The organism is Pseudomonas sp. PB3P13, assembly GCF_054897735.1.
In genome coordinates, this window is the sequence record NZ_CM142702.1 from 5271262 (window position 1) to 5290388 (window position 19127).

Annotated in this window: 21 protein-coding genes and 1 pseudogene; 9 read left to right on the forward strand and 13 right to left on the reverse strand. The window is 59.7% G+C overall.

Annotated elements, in window-relative coordinates; genetic code table 11:
• Nucleotides 1-79 precede the first annotated feature (79 nt).
• Nucleotides 80-745, forward strand: a complete 666-nt coding sequence (locus ACYZT1_RS24320; protein WP_462017059.1) for an FKBP-type peptidyl-prolyl cis-trans isomerase — start codon at nucleotides 80-82, stop codon at nucleotides 743-745.
• 59 nt (nucleotides 746-804) lie between these two features.
• Here ACYZT1_RS24320 and rsd read toward each other — a convergent pair whose 3' ends face one another.
• From rsd to ACYZT1_RS24360, 8 genes and pseudogenes are all read right to left on the reverse strand, one after another.
• Nucleotides 805-1263, reverse strand: a complete 459-nt coding sequence (gene rsd / locus ACYZT1_RS24325; RefSeq protein ID WP_462017060.1) for a sigma D regulator — start codon at nucleotides 1261-1263, stop codon at nucleotides 805-807.
• 177 nt (nucleotides 1264-1440) lie between these two features.
• Nucleotides 1441-1992 carry a disulfide bond formation protein B gene (locus ACYZT1_RS24330; RefSeq protein ID WP_462017061.1) on the reverse strand — a complete coding sequence of 184 codons (552 nt, stop codon included), beginning with the start codon at nucleotides 1990-1992 and terminating at the stop codon, nucleotides 1441-1443.
• 265 nt (nucleotides 1993-2257) lie between these two features.
• Entirely contained in the window at nucleotides 2258-3496 is a 1239-nt protein-coding gene (locus ACYZT1_RS24335; protein ID WP_462017062.1) for a heme biosynthesis HemY N-terminal domain-containing protein, read from the reverse strand.
• A complete protein-coding gene (locus ACYZT1_RS24340; protein WP_462017063.1) occupies nucleotides 3493-4647 on the reverse strand; it encodes a uroporphyrinogen-III C-methyltransferase in 1155 nt (384 codons plus the stop codon). Before ACYZT1_RS24340 ends, ACYZT1_RS24335 begins: the two co-directional genes overlap by 4 nt.
• 16 nt (nucleotides 4648-4663) lie before the next feature.
• Nucleotides 4664-5431 carry a uroporphyrinogen-III synthase gene (locus tag ACYZT1_RS24345; RefSeq protein ID WP_462017064.1) on the reverse strand — a complete coding sequence of 256 codons (768 nt, stop codon included), beginning with the start codon at nucleotides 5429-5431 and terminating at the stop codon, nucleotides 4664-4666.
• Nucleotides 5428-6369, reverse strand: coding sequence for a hydroxymethylbilane synthase (gene hemC, locus ACYZT1_RS24350; protein ID WP_462017065.1), 942 nt, complete (start codon nucleotides 6367-6369; stop codon nucleotides 5428-5430). The genes ACYZT1_RS24345 and hemC overlap by 4 nt, the downstream gene beginning before the upstream one ends.
• Nucleotides 6370-6507: 138 nt before the next feature.
• On the reverse strand, nucleotides 6508-7254 hold the full coding sequence (locus ACYZT1_RS24355) for a LytR/AlgR family response regulator transcription factor (RefSeq protein WP_462017066.1): 747 nt from the start codon (nucleotides 7252-7254) through the stop codon (nucleotides 6508-6510).
• Nucleotides 7251-7364 (reverse strand): annotated as a pseudogene (locus ACYZT1_RS24360) (sensor histidine kinase); the annotation flags it as partial. The pseudogene ACYZT1_RS24360 and the gene ACYZT1_RS24355, both read right to left, overlap by 4 nt.
• A gap of 345 nt (nucleotides 7365-7709) precedes the next feature.
• Between ACYZT1_RS24360 and argH the strand changes: the two are divergent.
• Nucleotides 7710-9104: an argininosuccinate lyase gene (gene argH / locus ACYZT1_RS24365; protein ID WP_462017067.1), complete on the forward strand. Its 1395-nt coding sequence runs from the start codon at nucleotides 7710-7712 to the stop codon at nucleotides 9102-9104.
• Between the two features lie 49 nt (nucleotides 9105-9153).
• On the opposite strand, the gene ACYZT1_RS24370 is transcribed toward argH, so the two are convergent.
• The gene (locus ACYZT1_RS24370) at nucleotides 9154-9834 is read right to left on the reverse strand and encodes a glutathione S-transferase family protein (protein WP_462019316.1); all 681 of its coding nucleotides are present in this window, start codon (nucleotides 9832-9834) and stop codon (nucleotides 9154-9156) included.
• A gap of 182 nt (nucleotides 9835-10016) precedes the next feature.
• Nucleotides 10017-10676: a glutathione S-transferase family protein gene (locus ACYZT1_RS24375; protein WP_462017068.1), complete on the reverse strand. Its 660-nt coding sequence runs from the start codon at nucleotides 10674-10676 to the stop codon at nucleotides 10017-10019.
• A gap of 125 nt (nucleotides 10677-10801) precedes the next feature.
• Between ACYZT1_RS24375 and ACYZT1_RS24380 the strand changes: the two genes are divergently transcribed.
• The 3 genes from ACYZT1_RS24380 (at nucleotide 10802) to ACYZT1_RS24390 (ending at nucleotide 14576) form a co-directional block, all read left to right on the forward strand.
• A complete protein-coding gene (locus tag ACYZT1_RS24380; RefSeq protein WP_462017069.1) occupies nucleotides 10802-11086 on the forward strand; it encodes a hypothetical protein in 285 nt (94 codons plus the stop codon).
• 207 nt (nucleotides 11087-11293) lie between these two features.
• A complete protein-coding gene (locus ACYZT1_RS24385) occupies nucleotides 11294-11539 on the forward strand; it encodes a TIGR02647 family protein (protein WP_462017070.1) in 246 nt (81 codons plus the stop codon).
• Between the two features lie 193 nt (nucleotides 11540-11732).
• Complete coding sequence (locus tag ACYZT1_RS24390) at nucleotides 11733-14576, forward strand: class I adenylate cyclase (protein ID WP_462017071.1); 2844 nt, start codon at nucleotides 11733-11735, stop codon at nucleotides 14574-14576.
• A gap of 6 nt (nucleotides 14577-14582) precedes the next feature.
• Here the strand turns inward: ACYZT1_RS24390 and rnk are convergent, their stop codons facing one another.
• From rnk to cyaY, 3 genes are all read right to left on the reverse strand, one after another.
• A complete protein-coding gene (gene rnk / locus ACYZT1_RS24395) occupies nucleotides 14583-14993 on the reverse strand; it encodes a nucleoside diphosphate kinase regulator (RefSeq protein ID WP_462017072.1) in 411 nt (136 codons plus the stop codon).
• Nucleotides 14994-15259: 266 nt separating this feature from the next.
• Complete coding sequence (locus ACYZT1_RS24400) at nucleotides 15260-15478, reverse strand: DUF1289 domain-containing protein (RefSeq protein ID WP_462017073.1); 219 nt, start codon at nucleotides 15476-15478, stop codon at nucleotides 15260-15262.
• A gap of 4 nt (nucleotides 15479-15482) precedes the next feature.
• Nucleotides 15483-15815 carry an iron donor protein CyaY gene (gene cyaY / locus ACYZT1_RS24405; RefSeq protein WP_028621441.1) on the reverse strand — a complete coding sequence of 111 codons (333 nt, stop codon included), beginning with the start codon at nucleotides 15813-15815 and terminating at the stop codon, nucleotides 15483-15485.
• 307 nt (nucleotides 15816-16122) lie between these two features.
• Between cyaY and lptM the strand changes: the two genes are divergently transcribed.
• From lptM to ACYZT1_RS24425, 4 genes are read left to right on the forward strand one after another with little or no spacing between them, the layout of a single operon-like run.
• Nucleotides 16123-16296, forward strand: coding sequence for an LPS translocon maturation chaperone LptM (lptM, locus tag ACYZT1_RS24410; protein WP_462017074.1), 174 nt, complete (start codon nucleotides 16123-16125; stop codon nucleotides 16294-16296).
• 9 nt (nucleotides 16297-16305) lie between these two features.
• Complete coding sequence (lysA, locus tag ACYZT1_RS24415; RefSeq protein ID WP_462017075.1) at nucleotides 16306-17553, forward strand: diaminopimelate decarboxylase; 1248 nt, start codon at nucleotides 16306-16308, stop codon at nucleotides 17551-17553.
• Between the two features lie 4 nt (nucleotides 17554-17557).
• The gene (dapF, locus tag ACYZT1_RS24420) at nucleotides 17558-18388 is read left to right on the forward strand and encodes a diaminopimelate epimerase (RefSeq protein WP_462017076.1); all 831 of its coding nucleotides are present in this window, start codon (nucleotides 17558-17560) and stop codon (nucleotides 18386-18388) included.
• A gap of 13 nt (nucleotides 18389-18401) precedes the next feature.
• Nucleotides 18402-19127: a DUF484 family protein gene (locus ACYZT1_RS24425; protein ID WP_462017077.1), complete on the forward strand. Its 726-nt coding sequence runs from the start codon at nucleotides 18402-18404 to the stop codon at nucleotides 19125-19127.

A 19127-nucleotide genomic window follows, 5' to 3' on the forward strand; every position in this document is an offset into this window, starting at 1 on the left:
CACGCGCGCTTGAATCCAGTTCACCGTTTAACCCGCTCACACTGGCATAATCCGCCGCATCTCAGGTCGGAGAGTGCCCATGCCGCGCTACCTTTTTTTATCGCTGTGCGTGTTTTTTTCAGTAGCTCAGGCTGCGGAGAAATCCGCTGAAAACGAAGCTCACGATCTTGCCTACAGTCTGGGTGCAAGCCTCGGCGAACGCCTGCGTCAAGAGGTTCCCGACTTGCAGCTTCAGGCGCTGGTTGAAGGTTTGCAGCAAGCCTACAAAGGACAACCACTGGCGTTGAAAGATGAGCGGATCGAACAGATCCTGACTGAGCACGAAGCACAGACCGCCTTGAAACACGCCACGCCGCAGAGTGAAGTTGCCGTCGAAAAAGAACAGCGTTTTCTTGCCGAGGAAAAAACCAGACCTGGGGTTCGTGAATTGGCCGATGGAATTCTGCTGACAGAGCTGGCCCCAGGTACCGGTGCGAAAGCGGGGCCCAACGGGAGGGTACAGGTGCTGTATGTCGGCCGACTCCCGGACGGCAGCGTGTTCGATCAGAACAGCCAGCCGCAATGGTTCAGCCTCGACAGTGTTATCAACGGATGGCGCAGCGCGCTGCAAAACATGCCGGTCGGCGCGAAATGGCGGCTGGTGATTCCATCCGCTCAAGCCTATGGCGCAGACGGTGCCGGCGACTTGATCGAGCCTTTTACACCGCTGATTTTCGAAGTGGAATTGCGCGGCGCGACCCGCTGAATGACAGAAACGAAAACGGCGCGCCGAGCGCACCGTTTTGAGGTTTTGCGTGACGCGGTTCAGGCCTGAACCGGGTCCTCTTCCTTGTGAGCAGTGTGCAGCACTTCGATCAGGCAATCTTCCAGCTCGAAGCGTTCATGCAACAGTCCACCCAGTTCCTTGAACTTCTCGGCAACGCACTTGCCTTCGTCGCACAGGTCATTGAAGGCGAGCAGCTTTTCGGTGATGACATCGATGCGCGGATAGATCGTATCGGCGAGTTCCAGACCACGCGTGTCGTTGAAGGCCTTGGCCTCCCCGGTCAACTGTTCGTAGATTTCGAAGTGCCCGGCGGAAACGTAATCAACAAGTACTCCGCAGAATTCCTGCAACGGTTTGCGATTCTCGCTCAGCGCCTCAGGCTTTTCGCCGAGATCATCATAAGCCCGAACCAGTTCGTGACGCTCCTGCAACCAGCGATCGATCAGCAGATGCACTCCACCCCAGCGTTCCTGAGCATTCTGACAACTTTCGAGCATGGTGATCTCTCTTCCCTTGTGGGTCATGCTGCTCTACACCGACCGTCCTCCGGAAATCAGAAATCGGTCAAGCGGAGCGCCATTCGAGCAACATTATTCCAATGACACGTGCCGGCCAGATTATGCCCGCACGCCAATGGCATCAAGGTACGCAGGAGATAAAGTTCATACAAGTGTTTAATCGCCCACCAGTGTGGGGTGCGACGACTCGGCGCTGACAGGGCGCTGACAGACAATCCAGACCTGCCGCATTACCTGGTAGACACACAGGATCGTTATTGCCACGAAGAACAGCAGGCTCCACTCGGCAATGCTCAGATCGAACAGGGTCCAGCTGATTCGGCCGCAATCCGCCGCTCCCGCGAACAGCCGTTGCACGACGCACGTCCACGGCGTAGTCGCGAACAGCTCCGAGAGATCGGTTGGGCAGGTTGCGAACTGTTTTGCCGGATCAGTCTGCAATAGCACCTGACGCCATGCAGTCACCGTACCCGCCAAGGACGCCATCAGTCCCAGGAACCAATACACAAACGTGCCGAAACGTGCGGGACCGTGCACTGACGCCAACAGACAAACGCCCGTGAGCATCGCCAGGCAAACTCGCTGTAACAAACACAGACCGCAAGGTTGCAGGCCGACGGCATATTCCAGGTAATAGGAAACGCCCAGGGCCATGGAGCCGGCAATGAAAACCATGAAAAACAAGGAGCGTGAGCAGGCCGGGGACATGGCTTTTCCGTACCAGTAGAGACAAGTGGTTACGGTAGAGGAAAGCGCGACCGCCTTTCAAGACGCACTACCCGCGACACTTCTGCAAACATGTAGGGAAATCCCGACAGAAACGACCGGACAAGATGTAAACCGTTGTAGGACTTTGCTGAAGACGGAAGAAACGTGTAGGAAATGGAGAACTTCCCCTGTGCAAAAAAGCCCACTCCACGGCGATATGTAACAGCCGGACGCAGGCTGCGCCAGCTGCTTCAGGTAGCAATCATTACACGTGGGCCGGCAAAGGCAACGGCGCCGCCAGCAGACGTTCGTCCAGCAAGCCCAGGCCTTCCTGGAACAATTGATTACTGCGTTCGGTATCGCCCAGTTGTGCCAATAGTCTTGCAAGCTCAGCGCAGGCTTCCGGGTTACGCTGCACGCGCAGGCTGCTTTCGAGATAGTCGCGCGCCTTGCCCCACAAACTGCTTTGCAGGCACAGGCGACCCAGCGTCAACAGCAGGCCTGGGTCGGCCGGATGATCCTTGAGCCACCCCTCGGCCACTTGCAACTGGCGTGCAGGATCACTGCCGCGAACCAATCCGTAAAGACGAGCCAGATGGCTGTCGTACTGGCGCTTGAGCGCGGTGCGCAAAATCTCTTCGGCTTCGGCCTGAGCACCCAACTGTCGCAGCTGCTCGGCATACGCCAACACCAACTGCGGTTCCTGGCGTTGCGCGGAGGTCAGTTGCTGCCAGGCACGGGTCAGTGATTGAAGGCCTACCGTTCCGTCCTCTTCGCGATGCGCCGCCAGAGACAGGTTTTCACCCCACGCCCGACGTTCCAGCTCGGCCAGTTCTGCCGCAGGCAAAACCTTGTCCTTGCGCAGCTCTGGCAGCAGGCGAATCACCGCGGACCAATCGCCGCGCTGTTGATGCAGACGCTGCAACTGACGCAGGGTCTGTGCGTTGTGAGGATGACGCTCGTGCATCGCCTGCAGGGTAGCCAGCGCGCCTTCGGTATCGCCGCGATCAGTTTGCAACTGCGCGTGACTCAGGGCAATTGCCAACTCCGCCTGCGGCTGACGCTCGAGCGCCCGCTCCAGCAGGCTGTCGCTTTCTTCATAGTTTCCCTGCTCGTTGGCGGCACGTGCGGCACCGAGGTAGTAAAGCAGCGGCTGACGTTCTGCTTCGGCGGCGCGATGCAAATGGCGTTGCGCACTGGCCCAGCGGCCCTCGGCAAGATCGAGCTGACCGTGTTCGATCGCGACCTGAACGCGGCGACTGCGATTTCGCCGCGACCAGGGATTAACCACACCGCTGGAAGCCATGACCAACTCGATCAGCGCCTTGATGCCCCAGAACAGCAGCCAGAGCACAGCCACAACTGCGAGGCTCGCCCACAGGCTCGACTCATACCGGAAGCTTCTGTAAGCCACCAGCACGTAACCCGAATGCTCGGCGATGGCTAGCCCCAGTACAGCAGCGGCAGCGATCACCAGAAACACGATCACATAGAGGCGCTTCATGGCGTGGCCTCCGGCGCCGAGCTTGCGGCAGGTTTTTCCATCGGCTTGATCGAATCGACGGCGTTAACGTTACGGCGTTCGAGATAACCCTGAACCGCGCTCAACGTGCCGGCGAGGTCCGGCGTGACCACCGTCACGGGCTCCTTGCTCAACTCGCCGACCTGCTCAAGCATCACTTTGCTCTGTGGATTGTCCGGGTTGAAATTTCCCGCAAGCACATCTCGCGCTTCCGCCAGTGCCTGCGTGTACACCGCAGCCTGACCGTTCAACGCCGCCCATTGCGCCTGCTCCAGTGCGAGGCTGAGCGCCAGACGCACCTGGCTCAGACCCTGACCTGCCAGAAGCGGCCGGACATTCTTGTCGGCGTTGAAATCGATGCGGATGTAGCGCGAGATCTTGTCCCACCACTGCTCCCAACGACTGGTGCCGTCACCATCAGCAGTGAGGCCCAGCAAAGATTCGCCACGGTCCTTGTACTCGGGCGCCAATTCGGTGAGGTTGATGACCTGATCGCGCAGCGCACCCAGTCGCAAAAACAGACCCGTGCGGTCCGGCTGCTCGGTGCTGCGCAGGGCAACCAGGGTTTTGGCGACTTGCTCGCGCGCGGCGAAAGAACCCGGGTCGTTCTGTTCGCGGAGAATTTCGTCGGCACCCTGCACCAGCGCCTGGGCACTGCTGACGTCTTGCAAGGCGGATAGTCGCAGGCTGGCCAGACGCAACAGGTGTTCAGCCTCAGCCAGACGCCAGTCCTTGCGACTGGCGCCGAGCACGGTTTCCAGACGCTGGTTCAGGCGTTGCTGATCGACTTGAAGTTGCGCGACCAGACGACTGCGCGCCTCGAGCTCGTCAGCTGCCGGCATTTCTGCGAGACGAGCCGTCAGGCGTTGTTCGTTGAGTTTCAGGCTCTGCGCCTGATCGTTCAACGCCTGCACCTGACTCAACTGTTGCTGGGTATTGGCTTGCAGGTGACGCACTTGCCAGACTCCCCAGCCGCCCACGGCTACACCGGCGGCGCCCAACAGCAGCGCGACGATTGCCAGCCCGTTGCCCCGGCGCGACGCTGCGGCAGGTGGCGGCGTTCCAACCGGAGCATCAACCGGCGATTCGAGCACGGGCTGGACGTCATCTTTTGGCAAGGTTGTTTCGCTCACGTATCCATCCTTTGCATTAGAGAACGGGTTCGGGATGCTCCCGTAACGCCGTCAGCAAAGCCGTGGCACTGGCGCCACGACAATCCACAACTGTTTGAGCCCCGGCGGCGCGTGCCAGCTCGGCGACCCTTGGGCTTGGAACAAACAACGGCAACTGCGCCAATCGTGGCCAGGCATCGCCAGCCAATTGATGCAGGTGCTCAAAACCCTGTCCACTGCTGACCACCAGCCCGTTCAAGCGTTCCGCTTCGATCCGCTCGGGCAGTGTCGTCGGTGCGTACTGCGGCAACTCGCGACGGTACAACTCCAGATAATCGACATTGGCACCCAGCTCGCGCAACCGCTCTGCAAGCAACTCGCGTCCGCCCTCCCCCCGCAGGATCAACACGCGAGAACCGGATTTGGCGACCGCCTCGCGCAGTTCACTCATTTCCAGCAAGGCTTCGCTATCGTCACCCTCGGCGGGAAAGCACACCGTCAACCCTTGATTCTCGAGGATTTGCGCAGTAGCCGCGCCCACACTGAACCACTGCACAGCCGGCACCTGAGCGCCGAGTTCTGCAACCAGCGCCAAAGCAATTCTGGCGGCCGGCTTGCTGACCACAATGACCGCGCAATAACGCTCCAGGTGCTCGACAACCTCACGCATTGTGGCAGAGACCGCAAGGGGGTGGGTCTCCATCAGCGGCAGGCTGCTGCTGAAAATCCCCGCTTCGGCCAGAATGCTGCCCAGCACCGCAGACTCCTGCGCAGGACGCGTCAGCAGCAGGCGCCAGCCGGTCACTCGTGACCCGCCTCGCCGTACACCGCTTTCAGGATGTCATCGGCGCCTTGACTCAACAGGTCTTCGGCGACTCTGACACCCAACGCTTCGGCATCCCCTCGCGACGCCCGACCTTCAGCCCCCAGCAGTAGCCTACCGTTCGGATCACCTACCAGGCCACGCAGCCAGACCTGTTCCCCTTCCAGTACGGCGTAACAGGCGATTGGCACCTGGCAACCACCGTTCAGGTGTTTGTTGAGTGCTCGCTCGGCGAATACGCGCGTGGCAGTGTCGTCGTGATGCAAAGGCGTCAGCAAGGCCTGGATTTCGCTGTCGGCACTACGGCATTCGATGCCCACTGCGCCCTGCCCGCCGGCCGGCAAGCTGTCATCGACACTGATCGCCGTGGTGATGCGATCCTCGAATCCGAGACGAATCAGGCCGGCCGCCGCCAGGATGATCGCGTCATACTCGCCCGCATCAAGCTTGGCCAGTCGCGTGTTGACGTTGCCGCGCAGGAAGCGTATTTCCAGGTCCGGCCGGCGCGTGAGCAACTGCGCCTGACGACGCAAACTGGAGGTGCCGACGACGCTGCCTTGTGGCAATTCATCCAGGCTGGCACAGGTATTGGAAACGAAGGCATCGCGCGGATCTTCGCGCTCACAGATGCAGAACAGACCAAGACCTTCGGGGAAATCCATCGGCACGTCTTTCATGGAATGCACGGCGATGTCGGCTGCGTTTTCCAGTAGCGCGGTTTCCAGTTCCTTGACGAACAAACCCTTGCCGCCGATTTTCGAAAGTGGCGAGTCGAGCAGTTTGTCGCCGCGACTGACCATGGGAACCAGCGTTACGAGCAAGCCCGGATGAGCTTCTTCAAGCCGCGCTTTGACGTATTCGGCCTGCCACAGGGCAAGAGCACTTTTGCGGGTGGCGATGCGGATTTCGCGAGAGGACATGGATCAATCCGTACTGAATAGATACGGCGGATAATAACAGCTCAGCCAAATCCACTTTGACTTGTATCAGGTAATACCTGGCCTCCCTGGCCCTGAACGTCCGGTATTCGGTTGCGGTATTCGCCTGGTTGCTGCGAATTAAAGCTGTTGCATCATTTTGCGCACACCGGCCACGTGTCTGCGACTGACGATCAATGCATCACCGTTCAGACCTTTGAGGAACAGTTGAAAATGCCCCAGAGGCGTGCGCTGCAGGCGTTCGATACGTTCGCGGGCGACCAGCGCGTTGCGATGAATACGCACGAAGCGATCACCAAATTCATCTTCAAGGGCTTTGAGCGGTTCATCCAGCAACACTTCGCCGCCTTCGTGGCGCAAGGTCACGTACTTGTGATCGGCGATAAAATAAACCACCTGATCCAGCGGAATCAGCTCGATCCCTTTACGGGTACGGGCACTGATGTGGCTGCGCGGACCGCTGCCGGTTTCGGCGGCGGGACGAGTCAAGGCTGCGAGCTGAACGCGATTGGGCCGCTCGGCTTTTTTCAAGGCGTCATGCAATTGTTCTGTACGCACAGGTTTCACCAGATAGCCTACGGCGCTGGCCTGTAAGGCTTCCACGGCAAATTCATCGGGCCCCGTGCAAAACACCACGGCTGGCGGGGTTTCGCGCTCGCACAATCGGGCAGCTACTTGCAGACCATCAAGGCCCGGCATGCGGATATCAAGTAAAACAATATCCGGCTTGTGGCTGTCGATCAGTGCCAACGCTTCTTCGCCATTCGTGGCGCTGGGCTCCAGGACACTGTATCCCTCGAGTTCGCCGACCATTCGGCTCAGGCGCTCGCGGGCCAAGGGTTCGTCATCAACGATCAGGACATTCATATTGCGCTGGATTCCTGCGTGAGTCTCGCACAAGGATAGCGTAGACAAGTGAAGTGACGTCCGTCACCGCGATCCACGCTAAGACTGGCGCGAAGGCCAAAAAGTGCCGTTAGACCGACGGCTAAATTTTCAACTGTCTTGAGTTTGGCGGCCCGGCCCCGCGTTGCCGAGGCATCGCCGTAGGGTTTGCTGGTCAACAATCTGAACACCCCCTCTTCTTATAGTCGCTAAAGCGCCAGGACGTGCGCTGAGCCTACTGTCCAACTGTAGACGGTTGCCGGCGCGATATTGCTCAATCGAAAAATATCGTTGCGTAATTCCTGCAGAGTCCCTGCACACCCGTGGCCGCAGACCGAGGAAATCGTGTCGACCAGTGTCAACGCCAGGGTTGGCAACCCTGTTATTATCCGCGGCAGCTTTCAACGTCATCTTTTTCAGCAGACACGAGCGAATTCATGAGCACTGACAAGACCAATCAGTCCTGGGGCGGCCGCTTCAGTGAACCCGTCGACGCCTTCGTCGCCCGCTTCACCGCCTCCGTCACTTTCGATCAGCGCCTGTATCGCCACGACATCATGGGCTCAATCGCCCACGCCACCATGCTGGCCAAGGTCGGCGTACTGACCGATGCCGAGCGCGACAGCATCGCCGATGGCCTCAAAACCATTCAGGGCGAAATCGAGGCCGGTCAGTTCGACTGGCGTATCGACCTTGAAGACGTGCACATGAATATCGAGGCGCGCCTCACCGACCGCATCGGCGTGACCGGCAAAAAACTTCATACCGGACGCAGCCGAAACGATCAGGTGGCCACCGATATTCGCCTGTGGCTGCGTGACGAAATCGATCTGATTCTGGCTGAAATCACTCGCCTGCAAAAAGGGCTGCTGGAGCAAGCCGAGCGCGAAGCCGCAAGCATCATGCCGGGCTTTACGCACCTGCAAACCGCCCAGCCGGTGACCTTCGGGCACCACATGCTGGCCTGGTTCGAAATGCTCAGCCGCGATTACGAACGTCTGGTCGACTGCCGCAAACGCACCAACCGCATGCCACTGGGCAGCGCTGCACTGGCAGGCACCACCTACCCGATCGACCGCGAATACACCGCGCAGTTGCTGGGTTTCGAGGCAGTCGGTGGCAACTCGCTGGACAACGTTTCCGATCGCGACTTCGCCATCGAGTTCTGCGCGGCCGCGAGCATTGCGATGATGCACTTGTCGCGCTTCTCCGAGGAGCTGGTGCTGTGGACCAGCGCGCAATTCCAGTTTATCGATTTGCCTGACCGCTTCTGCACCGGCAGCTCGATCATGCCGCAAAAGAAAAACCCGGACGTGCCGGAGCTGGTGCGCGGCAAGACTGGCCGTGTGTTCGGGGCGCTGATGGGCCTGCTGACCCTAATGAAGGGCCAGCCGTTGGCCTACAACAAGGACAATCAGGAAGACAAGGAACCGCTTTTCGATGCCGCCGACACACTGCGCGATTCGCTGCGGGCGTTTGCCGACATGATCCCGGCGATCAAACCCAGACACGCCATGATGCGCGAGGCAGCGTTGCGCGGTTTCTCCACTGCCACCGACCTCGCCGACTACCTGGTGCGCCGCGGCCTGCCCTTCCGTGACTGCCACGAAATCGTCGGCCACGCCGTTAAATACGGCGTGGAAAGCGGCAAGGACCTGGCGGAAATGAGCCTGGAAGAGCTGCGTAAATTCAGCGACCAGATCGATCAGGACGTGTTTGCCGTGTTGACCCTGGAAGGCTCGGTGAATGCCCGCGACCATATCGGTGGAACAGCGCCGGCCCAGGTCAGGCAGGCGGTGATTCGCGGCCAGGCGTTGCTCGCCAGCCGCTAAGACACCAGGCAAAAAAACAGCGCGATGGCTGCCCGGCCATCGCGCTTTTTCATGCCTGGCCGGTGGCCCGGCCGACTGCCTGTACGCGTGCCAGGAATGCCGGCGCCTCGGCAAGCCGGTCAGCGGCGATCTTTTGCACATTCGGATGACTGCCCAAACGCTCCAGCAGCAACCGGGCGCCAGGCATATCGGCCAGGAAATCCACGTCGAACAATCGCTTGCCAACTTCCACCGCCAGATCGACGCTGTACAGAAAGTACAAATCGGCCAGGGTGAATTGCTCGCCCGCCACGTACGGCGCAAATCGCCCACGCTGTTTGAGCGCCGTGAATCCTTTGATCAGGTCACGTTCGGACTTGGCTTTTAACGCTTCGGGCGTGGGTCTGCCGCCGAAGAACACTTCGACGTAACAGACTCGCGCAGGCAATTCGATGTACAGCTCGATTTCCTTGGCCAAAGCCCTCACGCCGGCACGAGCAAAGGGGTCTGCGGGCAATAGAGCAATCCCGCGTTGCGTCTCTTCGATGTAATCGAGAATGGCATCCGTTTCACTGAGGAAACCCTGATCGGTTTCCAGCACAGGCACTTTTCCGCGCGGGCTGACGGCGAGGATTTCCGGGTTCTGGCAGCCATGAAACGGGACCGTTTCAAAAGGCACGCGCTTTTCCAGAAGGGCCAGTTTGACCATGTTGAAATAGTTGCTTGCTGCAAAACCGTAAAGCTTGAGCATCATCGGGTCTCCTTGACCATACAGATTCGATGGCCAAGGTAAACATTGCTGAAAATCCTGTACGCGTTTGCTTATTACCGCATGAGACAAAAGTGCCTGGAGACACGGTTTTAAAAGGGTCGCAGCCTTATGGGACAAAAGATTGCAAATTCTCTGACACGCCCCAAAGGCCGCCCGTGCTGTCAGCGCCTGGCTGCAATCATTGCCATAAACGCCGGCATCGCCGCTTCCCGATCCGCAGCGATCCGCTGCACATTGGAGTTCTGTTCAAGACGTTCGAGCAAGGCTTTGGCCGCCGGCATCTGCGCCAACAAATCCAGGTCGAACAGCTTCTTCGCTACTCCACAGGCCAGCGGTACGCTGTAGAGAAAATACAGGTCGGCAATACTCAGGCTTCCGCCCGCGACATAGGGCGAGAACTTGCCGTGGCGTTCAAGCGAGGCAAAACCCAACAGCAATTCAGCTTTGCTCTTTTCCTTGATCGCATCAGGCACCGGCATGCCGAAGAACGCTTCGGGATAACAGGCGCGCCCCGGCAGCTCGATATACAGCTCGATTTCCTTGGCCACCGCCAACACCTGAGCGCGCTCGAAGGGATCGCTCGGCAGCAGCGGCGTTGCCTGCGAACTCTGTTCGATGAACTCGAGAATGACGGAAGTTTCGTTGATGAAACCTTGCTCGACGCCCAGCACAGGCACCTTGCCCCGTGGGCTGATAGCCAGTGCTTCGGGAGTCTGGCCGGCATAAAACGGCACCTCCTCGAACGGCAGGCCCTTCTCCAGCAACGCCAGTTTCACCATGTTGTAGTAGTTGCTGACGGAAAATCCATAAAGCTTGATCATTTCAAAGCCTCCAGGCCGTGCGGGGGTTGGCAGTGCTGTTTATAGAACGCCGGAGCTTGTCTTGCCAACAGCATCACCGTGCTGAATGCAGGTAAACTGACCGCCTTAACTTTGAGGAGCCTGCCATGAGCGAGCCAACAGATATCGAGATGGACGAAGAAGAGTTCGCCGAGACCACATTGACCGAAGCGATCCAGAACCAAATCGACAGCGACAACCCGCCAGCAGCCAAGGCCACTTTCAACAAGCTGACACTCGTGGGTTACGAGCGTGACGAGATTCTGAATCTCATGGCGCACGTTCTGGCGGTGGAAATCGACGCGATTCTGGAAGAAGACCGCGCGTTCAATACCCAATGGTACGAAACAGCGCTGCGCGCCTTGCCAGAGTTGCCGCCGGAAAAGAAATAATCCCCCGTTCCCGTGGGAGCATGGCTTGCCCGCGATTACCGCGCTGCGGCCGGTCAGACGACCTGCTCCAGGTTCATCGCGAGCAAGCTTTGCTTCTACAGAGAATATACGGTGTGAAAAAACCCTGTCTCGAGCACTGGACATGCGCCACGAGCGGGTTCACTTTAGGGGCGCTGTCGTCTAATTCCTAGAAAGTCTGGAGTCCTTATGTCGCTTACCCCTGAGTTGGTTGCCGAACTGGAAATCCTTGCACTCTTCAACCTGGACAGTTCCCAGGAAGGTTTGAAAATTCATCAGACCGCTGCCCCGAAAGCCATTGCCGCCGCTCAACGCCTGTACGAAAAAGAGCTGATCGACCAGCCTGATGGCGGTTACCTGACCAGTCTGGGTCGTGACGCCGCGCAAAACGTGCAGACACTGCTGACCATTCTGAGCGTTCCGCAAACGGCCTGAGCCTTGGCGTATCGCCCGCGCAAAATCCTGATACGGGATTTGCGCGGGCGCACTCACTCTAGCGGTCGGGATTGGCGGTAGAAATCCGATGGTTAAATCAAATTCAGCTTAAATGTCCGGAGAACGAGGCGCTAAACTGCCCGACATCCTGAGACCTTATACGTCCGCGCCCTGCACGCCGGTTTGAGCTGACATGACCCGCACCCACGAAATCCGCCCCGATCTGGACGAGGGAATCGACCGTAAGGTTCTCAGTCAACTGCGCGCGCGTTTTCTGAAACTGAATGAAGGTCGCATGGCTCGCGCCATGGAGGGGTTGTCGACGCGCCAACAAAGCGTGTTGACCCTGCTGCCGCTGTTTTTTCACGTCAATCATCCGCTGTTGCCAGGGTATGTCTCGGGCAGTACGCCCGCCGGATTGTCCAGCTTCGAGCCCGATGCCAACACGCTCGCCGAAGCCCAACGGCTGACCCGTTCGTTTTCCTACAAGCCGCGCCACGGCAGCAATCCGCCGCGACCGATCCACGGGCTGTTCCTGATGGGCAGCCTCGGCACGCTGGCGCAGGAGGATCAGAGCGACATGGATGTGTGGGTCTGCCACGCCCCCGATCTGGACGAAAGCGAACTCGCCGAGCTGCGCAAGAAATGCCAGCTCCTGGAACTGTGGGCGGCGAGCCAGGGCGCTGAAGCGCACTTTTTCCTGATCGATCCCGCCCGCTTCGTACTCGGCGAGCGTGACGCGCAACTGAGTTCGGAAGACTGCGGCACCACCCAGCATTATCTGTTACTGGATGAGTTTTACCGCACGGCCATCTGGCTGGCCGGCCGCACACCAATCTGGTGGCTGGTGCCGGTATACGAAGAATCTTCCTACGACCGCTACACCCATACCTTGTTGTCGAAACGATTCATCCGCGCCGATGAAAGCCTGGACCTGGGGCATATGGCGTATATCCCGCCGGGCGAATTCATCGGTGCCGGGCTCTGGCAATTGTTCAAGGGTATCGAATCGCCCTACAAGTCAGTGCTCAAGCTTTTGCTGATCGAGGTTTATGCCAGCGAGCATCCCAAGGTTCATTGCCTGAGCCTGCGCTTCAAGCAAGCAGTGTTTGCCAATCAACTCGACCTCGACGAGTTGGACCCCTACATCGTGGTCTATCGGCGTATTGAGGAATACCTCATTGCCCGCCGCGAGCCGGAGCGGCTGGAGCTGGTGCGCCGCGCGCTGTATTTGAAGGTCAACCGTAAACTGACCGGCAACAGCCGCACGCAAAGCTGGCAACGTTCGCTGCTGGAGCGACTGGCCCATGAGTGGAACTGGGACGCCCGCCAGCTGGCCTTGCTCGATAGCCGCAGCCAGTGGAAAGTCCGTCAGGTCGGCGCCGAGCGGCGCGCGGTGGTCAACGAACTGAATTACAGCTACCGCTTTCTGCTCGCGCTCGCCCGCAGCGAACAAACCGTCAGCCTGATCAACAAGCGCGACCTCAATGTGCTCGGCAGGCGCCTTTACGCAGCGTTCGAGCGCAAGGCGAACAAAGTCGAATTCATCAACCCGGGCATCGCTCCGGACCTGGCTGAAGACACCCTGACGCTGGTGCATGCGCCGGACAAGAAAGAACCGGGCCAGACTCAGTGGGGCCTGTACAACGGCAGTCTGACCGCCATCGAGTGGGAGAATTTTGCACCGATCAAGCGCAGTCGGCATCTGCTGGAATTGCTGACCTGGTGCCATCGCAACGGCGTGATCGACAGCAGCACGCGTCTGGCGTTGCATCCGGGCGCCACCGACCTGAGCGAGTTCGAGCTGTTCAACCTGCTCGGCAGCCTGCAACAGAGTGTCGCGCTGCCCTTGCCTGCGCTCGCCGAAGAGCCATTACTGCGCGCCAGTGTGCCGAGCGAAGTGCTGATGCTGGTGAATGTCGGCGTGGATCCGCTCAAGCATCATCGCGATCTGAATATTCTGATGACCACCGAGCGCACCGATTCACTGAGTTATGCAGGGGTTCGCGAGAATCTGGTGCTGACCCTGGATCAGGTCACGCTCAATAGCTGGAACGAGGTCATGGTCAGCCGATTTGACGGCCCCCACGCCTTGCTCGACTGTGTTCGCGATTACCTCAACAACCTGCCCAAGGGACTGCAGCAGCCCAGCCTGCGGGTCCGGTGTTTCTGCCATAACCGCGCGCAGTTCATCGCCCGACGGGTCGAAGAAATCGTCGACACTGCGCAAAACCTGCTGTTGAGCAGGCTCAATCATCGTTATCTGATCCAGGTCCAGCAGCACTATCACGTGCTGGAACTGGTGCCGGGCCAAGTCCATCACGTCGCTCTCGCCACACTGCCGGCGCTGTGCGATTACCTCGGCGAAGAGTTGCCGGCCTACAGCCCGCTGCACTTGGACCCAATGGCACTGGAAGACCATGACCTGTCGCTGATTCTGCCCATGGGTCAGCCCGAAAGCCTGCAGGTTTTTTACCGGATCCAGGATGATCAGGCCGATCTGTACGTGCTGGATGAGTTCAATGCGCTGTGGCTACAGCGACTGCCTTATCACGACGAGCAAAGCCTGCTGGTTCCGCTGCAGCGTTTTCTACAGTCCATCGTGTATCGGCGCGACGCCTTGCTGCCGATGGATGCTGCCCAGCCGCAGACACTGGAAGTGTTGTACTACCAGCTGCTGCCTTCCGGCCCCGCGCGCGCCCGTCGGGTCGAGGCCCGCGCCGCGCCGCAAACGCCGGTCAACCAGCCGTTCTACGATGTGCAGGCGATCATCGGCAAGGCCGCGGCGGATGAGGTGCAGGTGACGTTGTACTGCAATCAAAAGGAATTTTCGGAGCTGGAGCATGGCGACCACCTGTTCAATGTGGTCGCCCGGGAAATCGTCGAGCAGCGTCGCGAAATCGAACGCTATCGCTGCTATATCACCGACCTGGATCTGTCGGGCCTGCTCGGTGATGGTCAGAGCTCAAGCAATTTGTATTTGCGCTACAAGGCTGATCTGGAGCGCGCGCTGAATGACGCGCTGGAACAGATCTGAGGACAGTTATTCCGGAAATGCGCCGCCATTGGCCGGCTGCGACTCCACTTCAAGCAGGGTCAGTTTGAGGGTCTTGCCACCTGGCGCTGGCCAGTCTATGTGCTGGCCGACCTTCAGGCCCAGCAGTGCGCTGCCGACCGGTGCAAGAATGGAAATCTTGCCTTCGTCGGCATTGGCGTCCTTGGGATACACCAATGTCAGGTGATAGTCCTTGCCGCTGCTTTCTTCACGGCAATGCACTGTTGAATTCATGGTCACGACATCGGCAGGCACTTCTTCGTGACCGACCAGAGTATCGGCGCGATCCAGTTCGGTTTGCAGCGCGATAACGCCCGGCAGCGTGTCGTCCAGGCTGTCGATCAGGCGCTCCAGACGTTGGACGTCCAGACGGGTAAGGGTGATGGAAGGTGCGGTCATGATCAGGGCAGACTCCTTTCTTCTGCACGAAAAAAGCAAAACCCCGCCAGAAAAAGGCGGGGTTTTCACGGACCTCGATGAGTTGAGGCGTACCCGGACACTATCACAGCTCAATAAATATACAAGCCAGGAGGGGGAGGCGCTTCAGACGAGGGGAATACACGCTGTGGCGAGGGGGCTTGCCCCCGTCGGGTTGAGAGGCAAACCCCAAAGGCTCACGACTGCTTCGCAGCCGAACGGGGCCAGCCCCCTCGCCACAAAAGCGATTAGGCCAGGGCCTTGCGATTGGCAGCCTGGGCACAGATGACCCGGCGCCGCTCGTCATCAGCCGAGCGCCACTCGCGAATGTCTTCGACGTGACGAAAACACCCCAGGCAGACTTTCTGCTCATCCAGCCGGCACACGCCACTGCACGGCGACGGCACCGCCGAGCTGATATTGCTGTAAAGCGGTTTGGGCGCACGAGCGGGTGCTGGCTGGGTCACGAACTCACAGACCTTCGAAATCGAGTTCGACGTCGGCTTGCTGCTTGACGATGCGTTCAAGCATTTCACCCAGTTGCTCTTCGCTCTTGTCACACATCCAGCGCTCGCTCTCGGCGTCGTAGTCGAAGTGGAAACCGCCGGACACTGCCGCCAGCCATAGCTGACGAAGCGGCTCCTGCCGGCTGAAAATCAACTGGCTGCCATTTTCGAATTTGACGGTGAGCACACCGGCAGAGCTTTCCAGATCGAGATCCAGGTCACTCTCATCGAAAATATCCTCCAGCGATTGCTGGGTGGCATCGACCAGATCGTGAAAACGGGCTTCGGTCAAACTCATTACGGCAACCTCAAAAAATGTCTAGTCACGCTCAAGCGCCGCAAGATACGGCCGAGCCCCGGCGATTGCAAAGGATAACCGACGGATCACGAAACCTGTGGGAGCGGGCTTGCTGGCGATGAGGCCATCATATTCAACATAAAGTTGACTGATACTGCGCCATCGCGAGCAAGCTCGCTCCCCAGGGATTGCAGATAACTGGCCGGCACTGCGCCAAGCCCCGCCGGACGGGAGCCCTGTCGCATAGGCAAGCTGCCGGGTGGCCGGTATACTCCGGCGCAATTAAAGTATTTTCAAGGATTTCGCCATGAAGCGCCTGATCTCTTCCCTTGCCGCGCTCGTCGCGGTCGCCTGCCTCGTTTCGGCCTGTGGTCAAAAAGGTCCGTTGTACCTGCCTGACGAAAATCAGGACCCGGTCGAGCAGGCCAAGTCGTCGCAACAACAGCCTGCCTCCAAGGCGCACAAGCACGACGTCTACTAAGGGAACGCCATGGACGCTTTTAACTACCGTGACGGCGAGCTGTTCGCGGAAGGGGTTTCCCTGTCCGCCATCGCCGAACGCTTTGGCACGCCGACTTACGTCTATTCCCGCGCCCACATCCAGGCCCAGTATCTGGCGTACGCCGATGCGCTGGCCGGCGTGCCACACCTGGTGTGCTATGCGGTCAAGGCCAATTCCAACCTGGGCGTGCTGAACGTCCTGGCGCGTATCGGCGCCGGTTTCGACATCGTTTCCCGGGGCGAACTGGAACGCGTACTGGCCGCCGGCGGCAGCGCCGACAAGATCGTCTTCTCCGGTGTCGGCAAGACCCGTGACGACATGCGTCGTGCACTGGAGGTCGGCGTGCATTGCTTCAACGTCGAGTCCACCGACGAGCTGGAGCGCCTGCAGGTGGTCGCCGCCGAGCTGGGCGTTCGCGCTCCGATCTCGCTGCGGGTGAACCCGGACGTCGATGCCGGCACTCACCCGTACATTTCCACCGGCCTCAAAGAGAACAAGTTCGGCATCGCCATTGCCGACGCCGAGGACGTGTACATCCGCGCCGCGCAGTTGCCCAACCTGGAAGTGGTCGGCGTCGATTGCCACATCGGTTCGCAACTGACCACCCTGCCGCCCTTCATCGATGCCCTCGACCGCCTGCTGGGCCTGGTCGATCGCCTCGGCGATTGCGGCATCTATCTGCGCCACATCGATCTTGGTGGCGGGCTGGGCGTGCGCTATCGCGATGAAGAGCCGCCACTGGCGGCCGACTACATCAAAGCCGTGCGCGAGCGACTCGATGGTCGCGACCTGGCGCTGGTGTTCGAGCCGGGACGCTTCATCGTCGCCAACGCCGGTGTACTGCTGACTCAGGTTGAGTATCTCAAGCATACCGAACACAAAGACTTCGCCATCGTCGACGCCGCCATGAACGACCTGATCCGTCCGGCGCTGTACCAGGCCTGGATGGACGTGACGGCCGTGCGCCCGCGCGCAAGCGCTGCCCGGGTCTATGACATCGTCGGACCGATCTGCGAGACCGGCGATTTCCTGGCCAAAGCGCGTGAACTGGCCCTGGCAGAAGGTGATCTGCTGGCCGTGCATTCGGCCGGTGCTTACGGGTTTGTCATGAGTTCCAACTACAACACCCGCGGCCGTGCCGCTGAAGTGTTGGTGGACGGTGATCAGGCATTCGAAGTGCGTCGCCGCGAGACGGTAGCCGAGTTGTTTGCTGGCGAAAGCCTGCTGCCGGAGTAAAACCATGCTGCTGCGCTTTACCAAAATGCACGGCCTGGGCAATGACTTCATGGTCCTCGACCTGGTCAGCCAGCACGCGCACATTCTGCCCAAACACGCAAAGCAATGGGGCGACCGGCACACCGGCATCGGCTTTGATCAGTTACTGATCGTCGAAGCGCCGAGCAACCCGGATGTGGATTTCCGTTATCGGATCTTCAATTCCGACGGCTCTGAAGTTGAACAGTGCGGCAACGGTGCGCGCTGTTTCGCCCGTTTCGTGCTCGACAAGCGCCTGACCGCCAAGCGGCAGATTCGTGTGGAGACCAAAAGCGGCATCATCGAGCTGGATGTGCGCAGCGATGGTCAGATTGGCGTCAACATGGGTGCTCCGCGCCTGGTGCCCGTCGACATTCCTTTCGATGCGCCGGAACAGGCCTTGAGTTACCAGATAGACGTCGACGGCACGCCGGTCGATCTCGCCGCAGTGTCCATGGGCAACCCTCATGCCGTGCTGCGGGTCAGTGATATCAACAACGCGCCGGTGCATGAGCTGGGGCCGAAAATCGAACATCACCCGCGCTTCCCGGCACGGGTCAATGTCGGTTTTCTCCACGTCATCGACCGCAACCGCGCGCAGCTGCGCGTCTGGGAACGCGGAGCCGGGGAAACCCAGGCTTGTGGTACCGGCGCGTGCGCTGCCGCAGTGGCCGCAATCAGCCAGGGGTGGATGGATTCACCGCTATTGATCGACCTGCCCGGCGGGCGTCTGTCCATTGAATGGGCGGGCCCTGGCCAACCGGTCCTGATGACCGGCCCGGCAGTTCGAGTTTACGAAGGACAAGTGCGTCTTTGAGTGAGTCAAACCCATGACCGACAAGCCCCAGGTTCCCGCCCTGCAGCCCGACGAATCCCCTTCCGAAAGCCTCGAGGCGGCGGCAATTGCCGCATACCTGGAGGCTCATCCGGACTTCTTCGTCGAGCACGAGCAATTGCTCGCGACGTTGCGCATCCCGCACCAGCGCGGCGATACCATCTCGCTGGTCGAACGGCAGATGACCATCCTGCGCGACCGCAACATCGAGCTGCGACATCGCCTGTCACACCTGATGGACGTGGCCCGCGACAACGACCGCCTGTTCGACAAGACCCGCCGCCTGGTTCTTGCGCTGATGGACGCCACCAGCCTGGAAGACGTGGTGATCAGCGTCGAAGACAGTTTGCGTCAGGATTTTCAGGTCCCGTTTGTCAGCCTGATCCTGTTGGGCGACAACCCGATGCCGGTCGGCCGCTGGGTAACCCACGCCGATGCGCAAACCGCCATTGGCGGTTTGCTGTCCGAAGACAAAAGCGTCAGCGGCAGCCTGCGCGAGCACGAACTGGACTTTCTGTTTGGCGAAGAACAGCGCAAGCAGATCGGCTCGACCGCCGTCGTCGCCATCAGCCATCAAGGCATTCACGGAATTCTGGCCATCGCCAGCCGGGATCCTCAGCACTACAAAAGCTCGGTCGGCACGTTATTTCTGAGTTACATCGCCGAAGTCATGGGCCGCGTGCTGCCCAGGGTTAACAACCCTCTGCGCTCGGTGCGCTGA

Excerpts from the sequence above, each read along its gene's own strand:
- ACYZT1_RS24320 (WP_462017059.1), top strand. The coding sequence starts at position 80 with ATGCCGCGCTACCTTTTTTTATCGCTGTGCGTGTTTTTTTCAGTAGCT.
- rsd (WP_462017060.1), bottom strand. The coding sequence starts at position 1,263 with ATGCTCGAAAGTTGTCAGAATGCTCAGGAACGCTGGGGTGGAGTGCAT.
- ACYZT1_RS24330 (WP_462017061.1), bottom strand. The coding sequence starts at position 1,992 with ATGTCCCCGGCCTGCTCACGCTCCTTGTTTTTCATGGTTTTCATTGCC.
- ACYZT1_RS24335 (WP_462017062.1), bottom strand. The coding sequence starts at position 3,496 with ATGAAGCGCCTCTATGTGATCGTGTTTCTGGTGATCGCTGCCGCTGCT.
- hemC (WP_462017065.1), bottom strand. The coding sequence starts at position 6,369 with ATGTCCTCTCGCGAAATCCGCATCGCCACCCGCAAAAGTGCTCTTGCC.
- ACYZT1_RS24355 (WP_462017066.1), bottom strand. The coding sequence starts at position 7,254 with ATGAATGTCCTGATCGTTGATGACGAACCCTTGGCCCGCGAGCGCCTG.
- argH (WP_462017067.1), top strand. The coding sequence starts at position 7,710 with ATGAGCACTGACAAGACCAATCAGTCCTGGGGCGGCCGCTTCAGTGAA.
- ACYZT1_RS24370 (WP_462019316.1), bottom strand. The coding sequence starts at position 9,834 with ATGCTCAAGCTTTACGGTTTTGCAGCAAGCAACTATTTCAACATGGTC.
- ACYZT1_RS24375 (WP_462017068.1), bottom strand. The coding sequence starts at position 10,676 with ATGATCAAGCTTTATGGATTTTCCGTCAGCAACTACTACAACATGGTG.
- ACYZT1_RS24380 (WP_462017069.1), top strand. The coding sequence starts at position 10,802 with ATGAGCGAGCCAACAGATATCGAGATGGACGAAGAAGAGTTCGCCGAG.
- ACYZT1_RS24385 (WP_462017070.1), top strand. The coding sequence starts at position 11,294 with ATGTCGCTTACCCCTGAGTTGGTTGCCGAACTGGAAATCCTTGCACTC.
- ACYZT1_RS24390 (WP_462017071.1), top strand. The coding sequence starts at position 11,733 with ATGACCCGCACCCACGAAATCCGCCCCGATCTGGACGAGGGAATCGAC.
- rnk (WP_462017072.1), bottom strand. The coding sequence starts at position 14,993 with ATGACCGCACCTTCCATCACCCTTACCCGTCTGGACGTCCAACGTCTG.
- cyaY (WP_028621441.1), bottom strand. The coding sequence starts at position 15,815 with ATGAGTTTGACCGAAGCCCGTTTTCACGATCTGGTCGATGCCACCCAG.
- lptM (WP_462017074.1), top strand. The coding sequence starts at position 16,123 with ATGAAGCGCCTGATCTCTTCCCTTGCCGCGCTCGTCGCGGTCGCCTGC.
- lysA (WP_462017075.1), top strand. The coding sequence starts at position 16,306 with ATGGACGCTTTTAACTACCGTGACGGCGAGCTGTTCGCGGAAGGGGTT.
- dapF (WP_462017076.1), top strand. The coding sequence starts at position 17,558 with ATGCTGCTGCGCTTTACCAAAATGCACGGCCTGGGCAATGACTTCATG.
- ACYZT1_RS24425 (WP_462017077.1), top strand. The coding sequence starts at position 18,402 with ATGACCGACAAGCCCCAGGTTCCCGCCCTGCAGCCCGACGAATCCCCT.